The sequence below is a fragment of the Pseudomonas sp. S2_F03 genome (genome assembly GCF_054668335.1).
In genome coordinates, this window is the sequence record NZ_CP162759.1 from 2,736,144 (window position 1) to 2,751,969 (window position 15,826).

A 15,826-nucleotide genomic window follows, 5' to 3' on the forward strand; every position below is an offset into this window, starting at 1 on the left:
TTCCGATACACAATATGAACACCCCCTCTTCTTATAGTCAGTGGCCGCACCGAGAAGTGCGCAGTTCCTACTGTCCAACTGTAGACGGTTGCCGGGACGTTATTGCTCAATTGAAAAATATCGTTGCGCAATTTTCCAAACTTTCACCTTGAGTATGGACCGAGGTATAAGAAAAAACGTATCGACCAGTGTCAGCGACAGGATTGGCAACCCTGTTATTATCCGCGACAGCTTTCAACGTCACTTTTCTCCAGCCGATACGAGCGAATTCATGAGCACTGACAAGACCAATCAGTCCTGGGGCGGCCGCTTCAGTGAACCCGTCGACGCCTTCGTCGCCCGCTTCACCGCCTCCGTCACTTTCGACCAGCGCCTGTATCGCCACGACATCATGGGCTCGATCGCCCACGCCACCATGCTGGCCAAGGTCGGCGTGCTGACCGATGCCGAGCGCGACAGCATCATCGATGGCCTGAACACCATTCAGGGCGAAATCGAGGCCGGCCAGTTCGACTGGCGCATCGACCTCGAAGACGTGCACATGAACATCGAGGCACGCCTGACCGACCGCATCGGCGTCACCGGCAAGAAACTGCACACCGGCCGTAGTCGTAACGACCAGGTCGCCACCGACATCCGCCTGTGGCTGCGTGACGAGATCGATCTGATCCTCGCCGAAATCACCCGCCTGCAAAAAGGCTTGCTGGAACAGGCCGAGCGCGAGGCAGGCAGCATCATGCCGGGCTTCACTCACCTGCAAACCGCGCAGCCAGTGACCTTCGGGCACCACATGCTGGCCTGGTTCGAAATGCTCAGCCGCGACTACGAGCGCCTGGTCGACTGCCGCAAGCGCACCAACCGCATGCCATTGGGCAGCGCCGCGCTGGCTGGCACCACCTACCCGATCGACCGCGAATACACCGCGCAGCTGCTGGGCTTCGACGCCGTCGGCGGCAACTCGCTGGACAACGTGTCCGATCGTGACTTCGCCATCGAGTTCTGCTCGGCGGCAAGCATCGCGATGATGCACTTGTCGCGTTTCTCCGAAGAGCTGGTGCTGTGGACCAGCGCGCAGTTCCAGTTCATTGATCTGCCGGACCGCTTCTGCACTGGCAGTTCGATCATGCCGCAAAAGAAAACCCTGACGTACCGGAACTGGTTCGTGGCAAGTCCGGCCGCGTCTTCGGCGCTCTGATGGGCCTGCTGACCTTGATGAAGGGCCAGCCGCTGGCCTACAACAAGGACAACCAGGAAGACAAAGAGCCGCTGTTCGATGCCGCCGATACCCTGCGCGATTCGTTGCGCGCCTTTGCCGACATGATCCCGGCCATCAAACCCAAGCACGCAATGATGCGCGAAGCAGCGTTGCGCGGTTTCTCCACTGCCACCGACCTGGCTGACTACCTGGTACGCCGTGGCCTGCCGTTCCGCGACTGCCACGAAATCGTTGGCCACGCCGTGAAGTATGGCGTGGAAAGCGGTAAGGATCTGGCGGAAATGAGCCTGGAAGAGCTGCGTAAATTCAGCGACCAGATCGATCAGGACGTATTTGCGGTGTTGACGCTGGAAGGTTCGGTGAACGCTCGCAACCATATCGGCGGCACTGCACCGGCGCAGGTAAAGGCCGCTGTTGCGCGCGGTCAGGCACTTCTGGCTAGCCGCTAAAAGCATCGTCGGAGCGCCGCCCGGAGCAGGCTCACTCCTACAGGGGAACGCATTCCATTGTAGGAGTAAGCCTGCTCGCGATGACTGACTTCAGAGCACTAAAAACTCACTTCTTGGCCGCGATCATCGCCAAAAACGCCGGCATTGCCGCTTCCTTGTCCGCTGCAATCTTCTGCACATGCGGATTCTGCTCAAGCCGCTGCAACAGCGCTTTTGCCTCCGGCATTTCTGCCAACAGATCGATACCAAACAGCTTCTGCCCCACGGCACTGGCCAGCGGCACGCTATAAAGGAAATACAAATCCGCCACGCTCAAGCTGTCGCCCGCCACATACGGGGCGAATTTGCCGTGCCGGGCCAACGAGGCAAAACCCAGCAACAGCTCGGCTTTGGTCCGCTCCTTGATCGCCTCTGGTATCTGCACGCCAAAAAACGCCTCGCCGTAGCACATGCGCGCCGGCAACTCGATGTACAGCTCGATTTCCTTGGCCAGCGCCAGGGTTTGCGCACGCTCGAAAGGATCGCTTGGCAGCAGCGGCGTGCCTTGCTGGCTCTGCTCGATGTATTCGAGAATCACCGCGGTTTCATTGATAAAACCGTGCTCGGTGTGCAGCACCGGCACTTTACCGCGCGGGCTGATGGCCAGTGCTTGCGGGGTAGTACCGCCATAAAACGCCACTTCTTCGAACGGCAGTCCCTTCTCGAGCAGCGCCAGTTTGACCATGTTGTAGTAGTTGCTGACGGAAAATCCATAAAGCTTGAGCATCACAAAGCCTCCAGGCCCTGCGGGGTTGGCAGTCCTGATTTATAGAACGTCGCAGCGATTCTTGCCAGCAGCATCACAGCGCTGAATGCAGGTAAACTGGCCGCCTTAACTTGAGGAGCCTGCCATGAGCGAGCCGACAGACATCGATAACGACGAAGAAGAGTTCACCGAAAACACCCTGATCGAAGCCATCGAAAACCAGATCGAAAGCGATAACCCGCCTGCAGCCAAGGCAACGTTCAACAAGTTGACCCTGGTGGGTTACGAGCGGGAAGAAATCCTCAACCTGATGGCCCACGTTTTAGCGGTAGAAATCGACGCGATCCTCGAAGAAGACCGCGCGTTCAACACAGAATGGTACGAAACGGCACTGCGCGCGCTACCAGAACTGCCGCCGGAAAAAGAAGTAAGTCAGAAACCGGTAGGAGCAAGGCTTGCCCGCGATGAACGATGGCACGATCCGTCTGACAGGTCGCGGCGCGGCAATCGCGGGCAAGCCTTGCTCCTACAGCACCCCGCTGCCGCACCTCCTGCCGGGGAATGCTTCCCGAGGCGAAAAATCCCTGTCGCGAGCACTGGACATGCCGCACAAGTGGGCTCACCTTAGGGGCGCTGTCGTCCAATTCCTAGAAAGTCTGGAGTCCTTATGTCGCTTACCCCTGAGTTGGTTGCCGAACTGGAAGTCCTCGCACTCTTCAACCTGGACAGTTCCCAGGAAGGTTTGAAAATTCATCAGACCGCTGCCCCGAAACACATCGCCGCCGCCAAACGCCTGCATGAAAAGGAACTGATCGACCAGCCCGACGGCGGTTACCTGACCAGCCTGGGGCGTGATGCCGCACAAAATGTGCAAACAGTACTGACCATTCTGAGTGTCGCAGAAACAGCCTGAAGATCACCGCATCGCCCACGGAAACCCCTGCGACGGGATTTCCGCGGGCAAACTTGCTGAGCCGCCATCAACCCGCGATATAAATCTGACGTCAAAATCCAAATTCAGCTTAAAAGTGCCAGGCCCGAGGCGCTAAACTGCCCCTCATCCGCCGACCCCACGTCCGAGCCTCGCGAGCCGGTTTGAGCCGACATGACCCGCAACCATGAAATACGCCCCGATCTGGACGAGGGAATCGACCGCAAGGTTCTGAGCCAACTGCGCGCACGCTTTCTAAAACTCAATGAAGGTCGCATGGCCCGTGCCATGGAGGGGTTGTCGACCCGCCAGCAAACCGTGCTGACGCTGCTGCCGCTGTTTTTCCATGTCAATCATCCGTTGTTGCCAGGGTATGTTTCCGGCAGCACGCCAGCCGGGCTGTCGAACTTCGAGCCCGACGCCAATGCCCTCGCTGAAGCCCAACGCCTGACCCGCTCGTTTTCTTACAAGCCGCGCCATGGCAGCAACCCGCCGCGACCGATCCACGGTCTGTTCCTGATGGGCAGCCTTGGCACGCTGGCTCAAGCCGATCAGAGCGACATGGACGTCTGGGTGTGCCATGCGCCGGACCTCAGCGAAAGCGAACTCGCGGAGCTGCGCAAAAAGTGCCAACTGCTGGAGGTCTGGGCCACGAGCCTGGGCGCCGAGGCGCATTTTTTCCTGATCGACCCGACGCGCTTCGTGCTCGGCGAGCGCGATACCCAGCTGAGCTCCGAAGACTGCGGCACCACCCAGCACTACTTGCTGCTGGACGAGTTCTACCGCACGGCGATCTGGCTGGCTGGCCGTACGCCAATCTGGTGGCTGGTGCCGGTCTACGAAGAGTCCGCCTACGACCGCTACACCCACACCCTCTTGTCCAAACGCTTCATCCGCGCCGACGAAAGCCTGGACCTCGGGCATTTGGCCTACATTCCGCCCGGCGAATTCATCGGCGCCGGCCTCTGGCAGTTGTTCAAGGGCATCGAGTCCCCCTACAAGTCCGTGCTCAAGCTGCTACTGACCGAGGTCTACGCCAGCGAACACCCCAAGGTTCATTGCCTGAGCCTGCGTTTCAAACAAGCCGTGTTCGCCAATCAACTGGACCTCGACGAGCTGGACCCTTATATCGTGGTCTACCGGCGCATCGAGGAATACCTCACGGCCCGGGGCGAACCGGAACGGCTGGAATTGGTGCGGCGCGCCCTGTACCTGAAGGTCAATCGCAAACTCACCGGCAGCAGCCGCGCTCCAGAGCTGGCAGCGTTCACTGCTGGAGCGTCTGGCTCAAGAATGGGGCTGGGATCAACGGCAACTGGCGCTGCTTGATAGCCGCAGCCAGTGGAAAGTCCGCCAGGTCAGCGCTGAACGCCGTGCCCTGGTCAACGAACTGAACTACAGCTACCGCTTCCTGACCCAGTTCGCCCGTAGCGAACAAACCGTCAGCCTGATCAACAAGCGCGACCTCAACGTGCTGGGTCGGCGACTGTACGCGGCCTTCGAGCGCAAGGCCGACAAGGTCGAGTTCATCAACCCGGGCATCGCCCCGGACCTGGCCGAAGACACCCTGACACTGGTGCAGGCGCCCAACAAGAAAGAGCCGGGGCAAACCCAGTGGGGCTTGTACAACGGCAGCCTGACCGCTCAAGAGTGGGAGCATTTCGCGCCGATAAAGCGCAGCCGGCAATTGCTTGAATTACTCACCTGGTGCCACCGCAATGGCGTGATCGACAGCAGCACGCGGCTCGCCCTGCACCCTGGCGCCAGCGACTTGAGCGAGTTCGAACTGTTCAACCTGCTCGGTAGCCTGCAACAGAGCATTGCGCTCCCCTTGGCCACCGTTGCAGAGGAGCCGTTGCTGCGTGCCAGCGTACCGAGCGAGGTGTTGATTCTGGTGAACGTTGGCGTCGACCCGCTCAAGCATCATCGCGATCTGAACATTCTGATGACCACCGAGCGCACCGACTCGTTGAGCTACGCCGGGGTGCGCGAAAACCTGGTGCTGACGCTGGACCAGGTCACGCTCAACAGCTGGAACGAAGTGCTGGTCAGCCGCTACGACGGCCCTCACGCCCTGCTCGATTGCCTGCGCGCTTACCTCAACAACCTTCCAAGCGGGTTGGCGCAGCCTCGATTGCGGGTTCGCTGTTTCTGCCACAACCGCGCGCAGTTCATTGCGCGACGCGTCGAAGAGGTCCTCGATACAGCGCAAAACCTGTTATTGAGCAATCTCAATCACCGTTACCTGATTCAGGTCCAGCAGCACTACCACGTGCTTGAGCTGGTGCCCGGCCAGGTCAATCACGTTGCCCTCGCCACCTTGCCGGCACTGATCGATTACCTGGGCGAGGAACTGATAGCGTACAGCCCGCTGCACCTGGACCCGATGGCACTGGAAGACCACGACCTGGCACTGCTTCTGCCGATGGGGCAGCCCGAGTGCATCCAGGTGTTCTACCGAATCAACGAAGACCAGGCCGACTTGTATGTCCTCGATGAATTCAATGCGCTGTGGCAACAACGCTTGCCTTATCACGATGAACAAAGCCTGCTGGTGCCACTGCAACGCTTCCTGCAATCGATTCAGTACCGACGCGATGCCTTGTTGCCGATGGACGCGGCCCAGCCCCTGAGCCTCGACACCTTGTATTACCAACTGCTGCCTTCCGGCCCCGGACGAGCGCGTCGGGTCGAAGCGCGGCCCGCGCCGCAAACGCCGGTCAACAAACCGTTCTACGACGTCCAGGCGATCATCGGCAAAGCCGCACCGGGAAAGGTGCAGGTGACGTTGTATTGCAATCAACGAGAGTTTTCAGAACTGGAACATGGCGACCAACTGTTCAGCGTAGTTGCACAAGAAATCGTCGAGCAGCGTCGCGAAACCGAACGCTATCGCTGCTACATCACCGACCTGGACCTTTCGAGCCTGCCCGGTGACGAACAGAATTCAAGCAATTTGTACCTGCGCTACAAGGCTGACCTGGAGCGCTCGTTGAACGAGGCACTCGAACAGGTCTGAGGGGCGTTATTCCGGGAAGTCGCCGCCATTGGCAGGCTGGGATTCAACTTCCAGCAACGTCAGTTTGAGGGTCTTGCCGCCCGGCGCTGGCCAGTCGATGTGCTGACCGACTTTCAGACCGAGCAAAGCACTGCCCACCGGCGCCAGAATGGAAATCCGGCCTTCGTCGGCATTGGCATCCTTGGGGTAAACCAAGGTCAGGTGATAGTCCTTGCCACTGCTTTCTTCACGGCAGTGCACACGGGAATTCATGGTCACGACATCGGCGGGCACTTCATCGTGACCAACCAGGGTATCGGCGCGATCCAGTTCGGTTTGCAGCGCGATGACGCCTGGCAGCGTGTCATCCAGGCTGTCGATCAGGCGCTCCAGACGTTGGACGTCCAGACGGGTAAGGGTGATGGAAGGTGCGGTCATGATTAAGGCAGACTCCTTTCTTCTGCACAGAAAAAGCAAAACCCCGCCAGAAAAAGGCGGGGTTTTCACGAGCCTCGATGGGTTGAGGCGTTTCTGGACACTATCACAGCTCAATAAATATACAAGTCAGGGGCGACGACACACTTTTGTAGCCGCTGGCGAAGCCTGCGTTCGGCTGCGTAGCAGTCGTGGAATCAGGCGATAGGGTGTATCAGGAGTAACGAGCATTCAGGTTTTACGACGGCTACGCAGCCGAACGCAGGCTTCGCCAGCTGCTACAGGTCGCTTGAAGGCTTCAGGTGGCGGTCTTGCGCTGTGAGGCTTGGGCGCAGATAACCCGTCGACGTTCATCATCCGCCGAGCGCCACTCGCGGATGTCTTCGACATGGCGAAAACACCCAAGGCAGACCTTCTGCTCATCCAGCCGACAGACACCGCTGCACGGCGAAGGCACCGCCGGGCTGACATTGCTGTAGAGCGGTTTGGGCGGACGAACGGGCGCAGGCTGGGTCACGATTTCACAGGCCTTCGAAATCGAGTTCGACGTCAGCTTGCTGCTTGACGATGCGCTCGAGCATTTCGCCCAACTGTTCTTCGCTCTTGTCGCACATCCAGCGCTCGCTCTCTTCGTCGTAGTCGAAGTGGAAACCACCGGAGACCGCCGCCAGCCACAGCTGACGCAGGGGCTCCTGACGGCTGAAGATCAACTGGCTGCCGTTTTCGAACTTCACGGTCAGCACACCGGCCGAGCTTTCCAGATCAATATCCAGGCCACTCTCGTCGAAAATATCTTCCAGCGTCTGCTGGGTGGCATCGACCAGATCGTGGAAACGGGCTTCAGTCAAACTCATTGCGGCAACCTCAAAAAGTGTCTGTTCACGCTCAAGCGCCGCAAGATACGGGCGAGCCCCAGTGATTGCAAAGGATAACGATCAAGGGCCGACATAGGTACATCAAACGCTGTACCTGTGGGAGCGGGCTTGCCCGCGAAGGGGCCGGCCCATTCAAAATCTTTGTTGACCGGACCACCGCTTTCGCGGGCAAGCCTGCTCCCACAAGGATTGCACCTGGCCCGCCGGCATCAGCCAAGCCCCGCCGGACGGGAGCCCCATCGCATAGGCAAGCTGCCGGGTGGCCGGTATACTCCGGCGCAATTAACGCATTTTCAAGGATTTCGCCATGAAGCGCCTGATCTCTTCCCTTGCTGCGCTCGTCGCGGTTGCCTGCCTTGTGTCGGCCTGTGGTCAAAAAGGCCCGCTGTATCTGCCAGACGAAGACCAGGACCCTGTCGAACAGGCCAAGTCCTCGCAACAGCAGCCTGCCTCCAAAGCACACAAGCACGACGTCTACCAATAAGGGAACGCCATGGACGCTTTTAATTACCGTGGCGGAGAGCTGTTCGCGGAAGGTGTGGCGCTGTCTGCCATCGCCGAACGTTTCGGCACACCGACCTACGTCTACTCTCGCGCGCACATCGAAGCTCAATATCTGGCTTACGCCGATGCGCTGGCGGGCATGCCGCACCTGGTCTGCTTTGCGGTCAAGGCCAACTCCAACCTGGGCGTGCTGAATGTCCTGGCGCGTTTGGGCGCCGGTTTCGACATCGTCTCCCGTGGTGAACTGGAACGTGTTCTGGCCGCTGGCGGCAGTGCCGACAAGATCGTGTTCTCCGGTGTCGGCAAGACCCGTGACGACATGCGTCGCGCCCTGGAAGTCGGCGTGCACTGCTTCAACGTCGAATCCACCGATGAGCTGGAGCGTCTGCAAGTGGTCGCCGCCGAACTGGGCGTTCGCGCACCGATCTCGCTGCGGGTGAACCCGGACGTCGATGCGGGCACCCACCCGTATATTTCCACCGGTCTCAAAGAGAACAAGTTCGGCATCGCCATTGCCGACGCCGAAGACGTGTACATCCGCGCCGCGCAGCTGCCGAACCTGGAAATCGTCGGTGTCGATTGCCACATCGGTTCGCAACTGACCACCCTGCCACCGTTCATCGACGCCCTCGACCGCCTGCTGGGCCTGGTCGATCGCCTCGGCGATTGCGGCATCTACCTGCGCCACATCGATCTCGGTGGTGGTTTGGGCGTGCGTTATCGCGACGAAGAACCGCCATTGGCCGGCGACTACATCAAAGCCGTGCGCGAGCGTCTCGACGGTCGTGATCTGGCGCTGGTGTTCGAGCCTGGCCGCTTCATCGTGGCCAACGCCGGCGTGCTGCTGACACAGGTCGAGTACCTCAAGCACACCGAACACAAAGACTTCGCTATCGTCGATGCCGCCATGAACGACTTGATCCGCCCGGCGCTGTACCAGGCCTGGATGGACGTGACCGCCGTGCGCCCTCGCGATACTGCGCCTCGTGCCTACGACATCGTCGGCCCGATTTGCGAAACCGGCGACTTCCTGGCCAAGGATCGTCAGTTGGCCCTGGAAGAAGGCGACCTGCTGGCTGTGCATTCGGCCGGCGCCTATGGGTTTGTCATGAGTTCCAACTACAACACCCGCGGCCGTGCCGCTGAAGTGTTGGTGGACGGTGATCAGGCAGTTGAAGTGCGTCGCCGTGAGACGGTAGCCGAGTTGTTTGCTGGCGAAAGCCTGCTGCCGGAGTAACCCCATGCTGCTGCGTTTTACCAAGATGCACGGCCTGGGCAACGACTTCATGGTCCTCGACCTGGTCAGCCAGCACGCGCATATTCTGCCCAAGCACGCCAAGCTTTGGGGCGATCGGCACACCGGCATCGGTTTTGACCAGTTGCTGATCGTCGAAGCACCGAGCAACCCGGATGTGGATTTCCGTTATCGGATCTTCAACTCCGATGGCTCTGAAGTAGAACAGTGCGGCAACGGTGCGCGCTGTTTCGCCCGCTTCGTGCTCGACAAGCGCCTGACTGCAAAACGGCTGATTCGCGTCGAAACCAAAAGCGGCATCATCGAGCTCGATGTGCGCAGCGACGGCCAGATCAGCGTCAACATGGGCGCACCACGCCTGGCGCCGGCCGACATCCCGTTTGTCGCCCCGGAACAGGCGCTGAACTACCAGGTCGACGTCGATGGCAGTGCAGTCGAACTGGCCGCCGTGTCCATGGGCAACCCCCATGCCGTGCTGCGGGTCAGCGACGTCAACAATGCACCGGTGCATGAACTGGGGCCGAAAATCGAACATCACCCGCGCTTTCCGGCGCGGGTCAATGTCGGTTTTCTCCAGGTCATCGACCGCAGCCGCGCGCAGTTGCGCGTCTGGGAACGCGGCGCCGGGGAAACCCAGGCCTGTGGAACCGGTGCCTGCGCAGCCGCAGTGGCCGCGATCAGCCAGGGGTGGATGGATTCGCCGCTATTGATCGATCTGCCTGGCGGGCGCTTGTCCATTGAATGGGCAGGCCCTGGCCAACCGGTCATGATGACCGGCCCGGCAGTACGCGTATACGAAGGACAAGTGCGTCTTTGAGTGAGCTAAACCCATGACCGACAAGCCCCAGGTTCCCGCCCTGCAGCCCGACGAAGCCCCTAGCGAAAGCCTTGAGGCGGCGGCGATTGCCGCGTACCTGGAGGCTCATCCGGATTTCTTCATCGAGCACGAAGAACTGCTCCCGGCCATGCGCATCCCGCACCGTCGCGGTGACACCATCTCGCTGGTCGAACGGCAGATGACTATCCTGCGCGATCGCAACATCGAGTTGCGCCATCGCCTTTCGCACTTGATGGACGTGGCCCGCGACAACGACCGCCTCTTCGACAAGACCCGCCGTCTGATTCTCGCGCTGATGGACGCCAGCAGCCTGGAAGACGTGGTGATCAGCGTCGAAGACAGCCTGCGCCAGGACTTCCAGGTGCCTTTCGTCAGCCTGATTTTGCTGGGCGACAATCCGATGCCGGTGGGCCGCTGGGTGACTCACGCCGAGGCGCAAACGGCCATCGGCGGCTTGCTCTCGGAAGACAAAAGCGTCAGCGGCAGCCTGCGTGAACACGAACTGGACTTCCTGTTTGGCGAGGAACAGCGCAAGCAGATCGGCTCGACCGCCGTCGTCGCGATCAGCTATCAAGGCATCCACGGCATCCTGGCCATCGCCAGCCGCGATCCGCAGCACTACAAAAGCTCGGTGGGCACCTTGTTCCTGAGCTACATCGCCGAAGTCATGGGCCGAGTGCTGCCACGGGTCAACAGCTCCCTGCGCTCGGTCCGCTGATCATGGAAGAGCAACTGGACGCTTACTGCGAACACCTGCGCAGTGAGCGGCAGGTGTCGCCTCACACGCTGTACGCCTACCGCCGCGACCTCGACAAAGTGCTTGGCTGGTGCGCTAAACAGAACATCGACAGCTGGGCCGCGCTGGACATCCAGCGCCTGCGCAGCCTGATCGCCCGCCTGCATGCACAAGGCCAGTCATCGCGTAGCCTGGCGCGACTGTTATCGGCGGTGCGCGGGCTGTATCACTATCTGAATCGCGAAGGCCTTTGCGACCACGACCCGGCCAACGGTCTGGCGCCGCCCAAGGGTGAGCGTCGCCTGCCGAAAACCCTCGACACCGACCGCGCGCTGCAATTGCTGGAAGGCGCCGTCGAGGATGATTTCCTGGCGCGACGGGACCAGGCCATTCTGGAGCTGTTCTATTCCTCGGGATTGCGCCTTTCCGAACTGACCGGGCTCAATCTGGATCAGCTGGATCTGGCCGATGGCATGGTTCAAGTGCTCGGCAAGGGCAGCAAGACCCGCTTGCTGCCTGTGGGTAAAAAGGCTCGCGAAGCGCTGGAACAGTGGCTGCCGTTGCGGGCCATGACCAACCCTGCGGACGACGCGGTGTTTGTCAGCCAACAAGGCCGGCGCCTCGGCCCCCGGGCCATTCAGGTTCGGGTCAAAGCCGCTGGCGAGCGCGAGCTGGGGCAAAACCTGCACCCGCACATGCTGCGACACTCCTTTGCCAGCCACTTGCTCGAGTCCTCGCAGGACCTGCGCGCGGTGCAGGAATTACTTGGCCACTCGGACATCAAGACCACCCAGATCTACACCCACCTGGACTTCCAGCACCTGGCCACGGTTTACGACAGCGCCCATCCACGGGCCAAACGCATGAAAGGCGACGACTCATGACCCTGCAATTGATCACCTTCGACCTCGACGACACCTTGTGGGACACCGCCCCGGTGATCCTCAGCGCCGAAGCCGTATTGCGTGAATGGCTGACCGAGCATGCGCCGAGCCTTGGAGCGGTGCCGGTGGAGCATTTGTGGGCGATCCGCGAGCGAATCCTGGGCAATGAGCCAGGCCTCAAGCATCGCATCAGCGCGTTGCGTCGCCGCGTGTTGTTCCATGCACTGGAAGAGGCCGGTTACGACCATGACCAGGCAAACGATCTTGCCGATAAAAGCTTTGAAGTGTTTTTGCATGCTCGGCATCAGATCGACGTGTTCCCCGAAGTCGAGCCGACGCTACAGATGCTGGCCAAACACTACGCCTTGGGCGTGGTCACCAACGGCAACGCCGATGTACGCCGATTAGGGCTGGCGGATTACTTCAAGTTTGCCTTGTGCGCCGAAGACATCGGCATCGCCAAACCCGATGCACGTCTGTTTCATGAAGCACTGCAACGCGGAGGGTCCACACCCGATACGGCGGTGCATATCGGCGATCATCCGGGTGATGACATTGCTGGCGCCCAGCAGGCGGGGATGCGAGCGATCTGGTTTAACCCACAAGGAAAAGCGTGGGAAGCGGAGAAGGCTCCAGATGCCGAGATTCGCAGTTTGACCGAATTGCCGGCGTTGTTGGCGCTGTGGAATTCCCAACTCCCATCCTGAGACCACCCGGATCTAATGTGGGAGCGGGCTTGCTCGCGAAAGCGGTGTATCAGTCGCCATCAATTCTGACTGACACGACGCCTTCGCGAGCAAGCCCGCTCCCACAGGGTTCTTCGCTGCATTTGAGGCTTTTGCACCACCCATGAAAAAGCCCGCAGCGACGGCGGGCTTTTTCAGCAAGCAAGTGGCAGGCGCTTAGATAGGCCGGCTGCCGTACTTGTTATCAGGCTTCTTGGGAGGATCGGCGACCACGTTGGCCTCCACTTCCTGCACCTTGCCGCCCTTGGCCAAAAACTCTTCCATGGCCCGCGCGAGAGCATCGCGCTCCTTGTTTTTGGCTTCAACGCTCGGCAGCTCATCGACCGATACCGCAGCCTTGGCTTTGCCTTTTGCAGTCGGAACGGGCGCATCACCGCCATCGTCTTCAGCGACGTCTTCGGCCGCTGCTTCCAGACCTTCTTCGGTTTCGTCGTCGTCGCCTACTTCGAGGTCGTCGTTTTCCAGATCATCGTCGCTCATGTTCTACCTCATGACTCTTGCGAAAAGCAGATTAGTTATAGCCCAGCTTTACCGTCTGTCGACAGTCGCCGGAAAAATTCAATAACCGCTGGTGACCAGCGGTTCATGCCTCTTCACCGTGCACGGTGGCAAGGACTTTACGGGCACCGCCAAAATCACGGTGCTCGCCCAGATAAACGCCTTGCCAGGTACCCAACGCCAGTCGGCCTGCCGAGATCGGCAAACTGAGCTGACAGCCAAGCACGCTGGCCTTGAAGTGCGCCGGGAGGTCGTCCAGGCCTTCGTCGTTATGCTCATAGCCGTCTGTTCCTTGTGGGATCAGACGATTGAAAAACCGTTCGAAGTCGCGACGTACCGCCGGATCGGCGTTCTCGTTGATGGTCAACGACGCCGAGGTATGCTGTAGCCACAAATGCAAAAGACCGACCCGACACGCCTTGAGTTCAGGCAGGCCGGCGAGTAACTCGTCCGTTACCAGATGAAAGCCCCGGGGCCTTGCCCGCAGAGTAATCAGAGTCTGTTGCCACATACAGTTCTCCGCACGTTCGGGGCGCATTCTAGCGCGCTCTGGGAAAAAACAAAGGCCCTAATATTCCTTCAATCATGTAAGCCATTGGCCGCAGAAAAACGCCCGTCGTAAACAAACCTGAACGTGTACGAAAAAACCTTTCAGCAGCTCCTTCACTGACAAATTCCGGACAAAAAAATGCCCGGCAAGCCGGGCAAATTTTTTACGCGCGTCTTACAAGTTGTAGCCGCGTTCGTTATGGAGTGCCAGATCGATGCCGACAGCTTCTTCTTCTTCCGTGATCCGCAGGCCCATGACAGCGTCCAGGACCTTGAGAATGATGAAGGTGACGACCGCGGTGTAGATCACCGTGAAGCCCACGCCTTTGCACTGAATCCAGACTTGTGCGGCGATGTCAGTGACCGTACCGAAGCCACCCAGGGATGGAGCAGCGAAGACACCGGTCAGGATCGCGCCGAGGATACCGCCGATACCGTGTACGCCGAACGCGTCCAGGGAATCGTCATAGCCGAGTTTGCGCTTCAGGGTGGTGGCGCAGAAGAAGCACACCACGCCCGCTGCCAGGCCGATCACCAGAGCGCCCATCGGGCCCACGGTGCCGGCGGCCGGCGTAATAGCGACCAGACCGGCGACCACACCAGATGCGATACCCAGTGCACTTGGTTTGCCGTGGGTGATCCACTCGGCGAACATCCAGCCCATCGCAGCGGCGGCGGTTGCGATTTGGGTCACCAGCATCGCCATACCGGCAGTACCGTTGGCCGCGGCGGCAGAACCGGCGTTGAAGCCGAACCAGCCAACCCACAACATGGCGGCGCCCATCAGGGTGTAACCGAGGTTGTGCGGTGCCATCGGGGTGGTCGGGAAGCCTTTGCGCTTGCCCAGTACCAGGCAGGCAATCAGACCGGCCACACCGGCGTTGATGTGCACCACGGTGCCACCAGCGAAGTCGAGCACGCCCCAGTCCCACAGCAGGCCGCCGTTACCGGACCAGACCATGTGCGCAATCGGTGCGTAAACCAGGGTGAACCACACGCCCATGAAGATCAGCATGGCGGAGAACTTCATCCGCTCGGCGAAGGCACCGACGATCAGCGCAGGGGTAATGATGGCGAAGGTCATCTGGAAGGTGACGAACACCGCCTCAGGGAACAATGCCGCAGGCCCGGTCAGGCTGGCCGGGGTAATACCGGCGAGGAACGCCTTACCCATGCCGCCGAAGAAGGAGTTGAAGTTGACGACGCCCTGTTCCATACCGGTGGTGTCGAACGCGACGCTGTAGCCATAAATGACCCACAGGACGCTGATCAGACCGGTAATGGCAAAGCACTGCATCATCACGGAAAGAATGTTTTTGGACCGAACCATGCCGCCGTAGAACAGCGCGAGGCCGGGAATGGTCATGAACAGCACGAGGGCTGTAGAGGTCATCATCCAGGCGGTGTCGCCGGAATTGAGGACTGGGGCAGCCACTTCGTCTGCCGCCATGGCCAGGCCGGGCATTACGAGGGACAACAGGGCTCCTAGCCCTGCGAATTTACGCAGAGTCATATTGTTTTCTCCTGGGGCGTTGGGTTTGTGGCGGCTTAAATCGCGTCGGTATCGGTTTCGCCGGTACGGATGCGAATCGCCTGTTCCAGATTCACCACAAAGATCTTGCCGTCACCGATCTTGCCGGTGTTGGCGGCCTTGGTTATCGCCTCGATAACCCGGTCCAGATCCTTGTCATCAATGGCGACATCGATCTTCACCTTGGGCAGAAAATCGACCACGTACTCCGCGCCGCGATACAGCTCGGTGTGACCCTTCTGCCGACCGAAGCCTTTGACTTCAGTAACGGTAATGCCCTGCACGCCGATCTCGGACAGCGACTCGCGTACGTCGTCCAGTTTGAACGGCTTGATGATGGCAGTGACTAGCTTCATGAAAACTCTCTCCCGAATTGGTGGACTTGCCCCAGGAAAACAAACCCGACTCAAGTCTAAGCGCAGTGCCTGGCTTTGTAACGCATCGTCGGCCTTGAATGCCCGTCCGACCCCAGCTAACCACCCCGTACGAAACACTTCCCCCGTTTCGCCTGGCGCACTGCATTCGTCACAGCGACTGCATCAGTGCATGGGTTAACAGTCACTAAGCAGAAACCTTGCCATCTCGCCAAAACCTACTGAATTCAATCCCTTGGCCAATACTGCAAGCCACCGCCCT

General features: G+C 59.9%; 15 protein-coding genes and 3 pseudogenes. 10 read left to right on the forward strand and 8 right to left on the reverse strand.

All coding sequences use genetic code 11. The features are described 5' to 3' along the window. Positions 1-271: 271 nt before the first annotated feature. Positions 272-1,665, forward strand: a pseudogene (argH, locus tag AB4N76_RS12945) (argininosuccinate lyase). 106 nt (positions 1,666-1,771) lie between these two features. On the opposite strand, the gene AB4N76_RS12950 reads toward argH, so the two are convergent. Continuing rightward, complete coding sequence (locus AB4N76_RS12950; RefSeq protein ID WP_460164525.1) at positions 1,772-2,431, reverse strand: glutathione S-transferase family protein; 660 nt, start codon at positions 2,429-2,431, stop codon at positions 1,772-1,774. A 124-nt stretch (positions 2,432-2,555) separates the two neighbouring features. Here AB4N76_RS12950 and AB4N76_RS12955 point away from each other — a divergent pair. The 3 genes and pseudogenes from AB4N76_RS12955 to AB4N76_RS12965 form a co-directional block, all read left to right on the forward strand. Then, positions 2,556-2,837, forward strand: a pseudogene (locus AB4N76_RS12955) (hypothetical protein); the annotation flags it as partial. Between the two features lie 240 nt (positions 2,838-3,077). Next, positions 3,078-3,323, forward strand: a complete 246-nt coding sequence (locus tag AB4N76_RS12960; protein ID WP_077431052.1) for a TIGR02647 family protein — start codon at positions 3,078-3,080, stop codon at positions 3,321-3,323. Positions 3,324-3,515: 192 nt separating this feature from the next. Further along, positions 3,516-6,360, forward strand: a pseudogene (locus AB4N76_RS12965) (class I adenylate cyclase). A 6-nt stretch (positions 6,361-6,366) separates the two neighbouring features. On the opposite strand, the gene rnk reads toward AB4N76_RS12965, so the two are convergent. The 3 genes from rnk to cyaY all read right to left on the reverse strand — a co-directional run bounded on the left by rnk (position 6,367) and on the right by cyaY (position 7,628). Continuing rightward, entirely contained in the window at positions 6,367-6,777 is a 411-nt protein-coding gene (gene rnk / locus AB4N76_RS12970) for a nucleoside diphosphate kinase regulator (protein WP_046032222.1), read from the reverse strand. A gap of 295 nt (positions 6,778-7,072) precedes the next feature. Beyond that, a complete protein-coding gene (locus AB4N76_RS12975; protein ID WP_077431049.1) occupies positions 7,073-7,291 on the reverse strand; it encodes a DUF1289 domain-containing protein in 219 nt (72 codons plus the stop codon). A gap of 4 nt (positions 7,292-7,295) precedes the next feature. Beyond that, complete coding sequence (gene cyaY, locus AB4N76_RS12980; protein WP_046032221.1) at positions 7,296-7,628, reverse strand: iron donor protein CyaY; 333 nt, start codon at positions 7,626-7,628, stop codon at positions 7,296-7,298. 328 nt (positions 7,629-7,956) lie between these two features. Between cyaY and lptM the strand changes: the two genes are divergently transcribed. Genes lptM through AB4N76_RS13010 form a run of 6 tightly spaced genes read left to right on the forward strand, consistent with a single transcriptional unit; the run spans position 7,957 to position 12,573 of the window. Then, entirely contained in the window at positions 7,957-8,133 is a 177-nt protein-coding gene (gene lptM, locus AB4N76_RS12985) for an LPS translocon maturation chaperone LptM (RefSeq protein ID WP_046032220.1), read from the forward strand. Positions 8,134-8,142: 9 nt separating this feature from the next. After that, positions 8,143-9,390 carry a diaminopimelate decarboxylase gene (lysA, locus tag AB4N76_RS12990; RefSeq protein ID WP_046032219.1) on the forward strand — a complete coding sequence of 416 codons (1,248 nt, stop codon included), beginning with the start codon at positions 8,143-8,145 and terminating at the stop codon, positions 9,388-9,390. Positions 9,391-9,394: 4 nt separating this feature from the next. Continuing rightward, complete coding sequence (gene dapF, locus AB4N76_RS12995) at positions 9,395-10,225, forward strand: diaminopimelate epimerase (protein WP_460164526.1); 831 nt, start codon at positions 9,395-9,397, stop codon at positions 10,223-10,225. Between the two features lie 13 nt (positions 10,226-10,238). Then, a complete protein-coding gene (locus AB4N76_RS13000; RefSeq protein ID WP_046032217.1) occupies positions 10,239-10,964 on the forward strand; it encodes a DUF484 family protein in 726 nt (241 codons plus the stop codon). Between the two features lie 2 nt (positions 10,965-10,966). Further along, positions 10,967-11,866 (forward strand): tyrosine recombinase XerC, encoded by a 900-nt coding sequence (xerC, locus tag AB4N76_RS13005; protein ID WP_460164527.1) that lies wholly within the window; start codon positions 10,967-10,969, stop codon positions 11,864-11,866. Continuing rightward, positions 11,863-12,573 (forward strand): HAD family hydrolase, encoded by a 711-nt coding sequence (locus AB4N76_RS13010; protein WP_460164528.1) that lies wholly within the window; start codon positions 11,863-11,865, stop codon positions 12,571-12,573. Before xerC ends, AB4N76_RS13010 begins: the two co-directional genes overlap by 4 nt. Before the next feature lie 195 nt (positions 12,574-12,768). Here AB4N76_RS13010 and sutA read toward each other — a convergent pair whose 3' ends face one another. The 4 genes from sutA to glnK all read right to left on the reverse strand — a co-directional run bounded on the left by sutA (position 12,769) and on the right by glnK (position 15,546). Continuing rightward, a complete protein-coding gene (sutA, locus tag AB4N76_RS13015; protein ID WP_008050867.1) occupies positions 12,769-13,092 on the reverse strand; it encodes a transcriptional regulator SutA in 324 nt (107 codons plus the stop codon). 103 nt (positions 13,093-13,195) lie between these two features. Continuing rightward, entirely contained in the window at positions 13,196-13,621 is a 426-nt protein-coding gene (locus tag AB4N76_RS13020; RefSeq protein ID WP_008030499.1) for a secondary thiamine-phosphate synthase enzyme YjbQ, read from the reverse strand. Positions 13,622-13,834: 213 nt separating this feature from the next. Further along, positions 13,835-15,172 carry an ammonium transporter gene (locus tag AB4N76_RS13025; protein ID WP_046032214.1) on the reverse strand — a complete coding sequence of 446 codons (1,338 nt, stop codon included), beginning with the start codon at positions 15,170-15,172 and terminating at the stop codon, positions 13,835-13,837. A gap of 35 nt (positions 15,173-15,207) precedes the next feature. Continuing rightward, positions 15,208-15,546: a P-II family nitrogen regulator gene (glnK, locus tag AB4N76_RS13030; protein WP_002555808.1), complete on the reverse strand. Its 339-nt coding sequence runs from the start codon at positions 15,544-15,546 to the stop codon at positions 15,208-15,210. Between the last annotated feature and the right edge of the window lie 280 nt (positions 15,547-15,826).

What these genes read in the sequence shown, in the direction of transcription:
- glnK (WP_002555808.1), bottom strand. Translation starts at nt 15,546, where the DNA reads ATGAAGCTAGTCACTGCCATCATCAAGCCGTTCAAACTGGACGACGTA.
- xerC (WP_460164527.1), top strand. Translation starts at nt 10,967, where the DNA reads ATGGAAGAGCAACTGGACGCTTACTGCGAACACCTGCGCAGTGAGCGG.
- AB4N76_RS13025 (WP_046032214.1), bottom strand. Translation starts at nt 15,172, where the DNA reads ATGACTCTGCGTAAATTCGCAGGGCTAGGAGCCCTGTTGTCCCTCGTA.
- AB4N76_RS13010 (WP_460164528.1), top strand. Translation starts at nt 11,863, where the DNA reads ATGACCCTGCAATTGATCACCTTCGACCTCGACGACACCTTGTGGGAC.
- AB4N76_RS13020 (WP_008030499.1), bottom strand. Translation starts at nt 13,621, where the DNA reads ATGTGGCAACAGACTCTGATTACTCTGCGGGCAAGGCCCCGGGGCTTT.
- lysA (WP_046032219.1), top strand. Translation starts at nt 8,143, where the DNA reads ATGGACGCTTTTAATTACCGTGGCGGAGAGCTGTTCGCGGAAGGTGTG.
- sutA (WP_008050867.1), bottom strand. Translation starts at nt 13,092, where the DNA reads ATGAGCGACGATGATCTGGAAAACGACGACCTCGAAGTAGGCGACGAC.
- AB4N76_RS12950 (WP_460164525.1), bottom strand. Translation starts at nt 2,431, where the DNA reads ATGCTCAAGCTTTATGGATTTTCCGTCAGCAACTACTACAACATGGTC.
- AB4N76_RS12960 (WP_077431052.1), top strand. Translation starts at nt 3,078, where the DNA reads ATGTCGCTTACCCCTGAGTTGGTTGCCGAACTGGAAGTCCTCGCACTC.
- cyaY (WP_046032221.1), bottom strand. Translation starts at nt 7,628, where the DNA reads ATGAGTTTGACTGAAGCCCGTTTCCACGATCTGGTCGATGCCACCCAG.
- dapF (WP_460164526.1), top strand. Translation starts at nt 9,395, where the DNA reads ATGCTGCTGCGTTTTACCAAGATGCACGGCCTGGGCAACGACTTCATG.
- rnk (WP_046032222.1), bottom strand. Translation starts at nt 6,777, where the DNA reads ATGACCGCACCTTCCATCACCCTTACCCGTCTGGACGTCCAACGTCTG.
- lptM (WP_046032220.1), top strand. Translation starts at nt 7,957, where the DNA reads ATGAAGCGCCTGATCTCTTCCCTTGCTGCGCTCGTCGCGGTTGCCTGC.
- AB4N76_RS13000 (WP_046032217.1), top strand. Translation starts at nt 10,239, where the DNA reads ATGACCGACAAGCCCCAGGTTCCCGCCCTGCAGCCCGACGAAGCCCCT.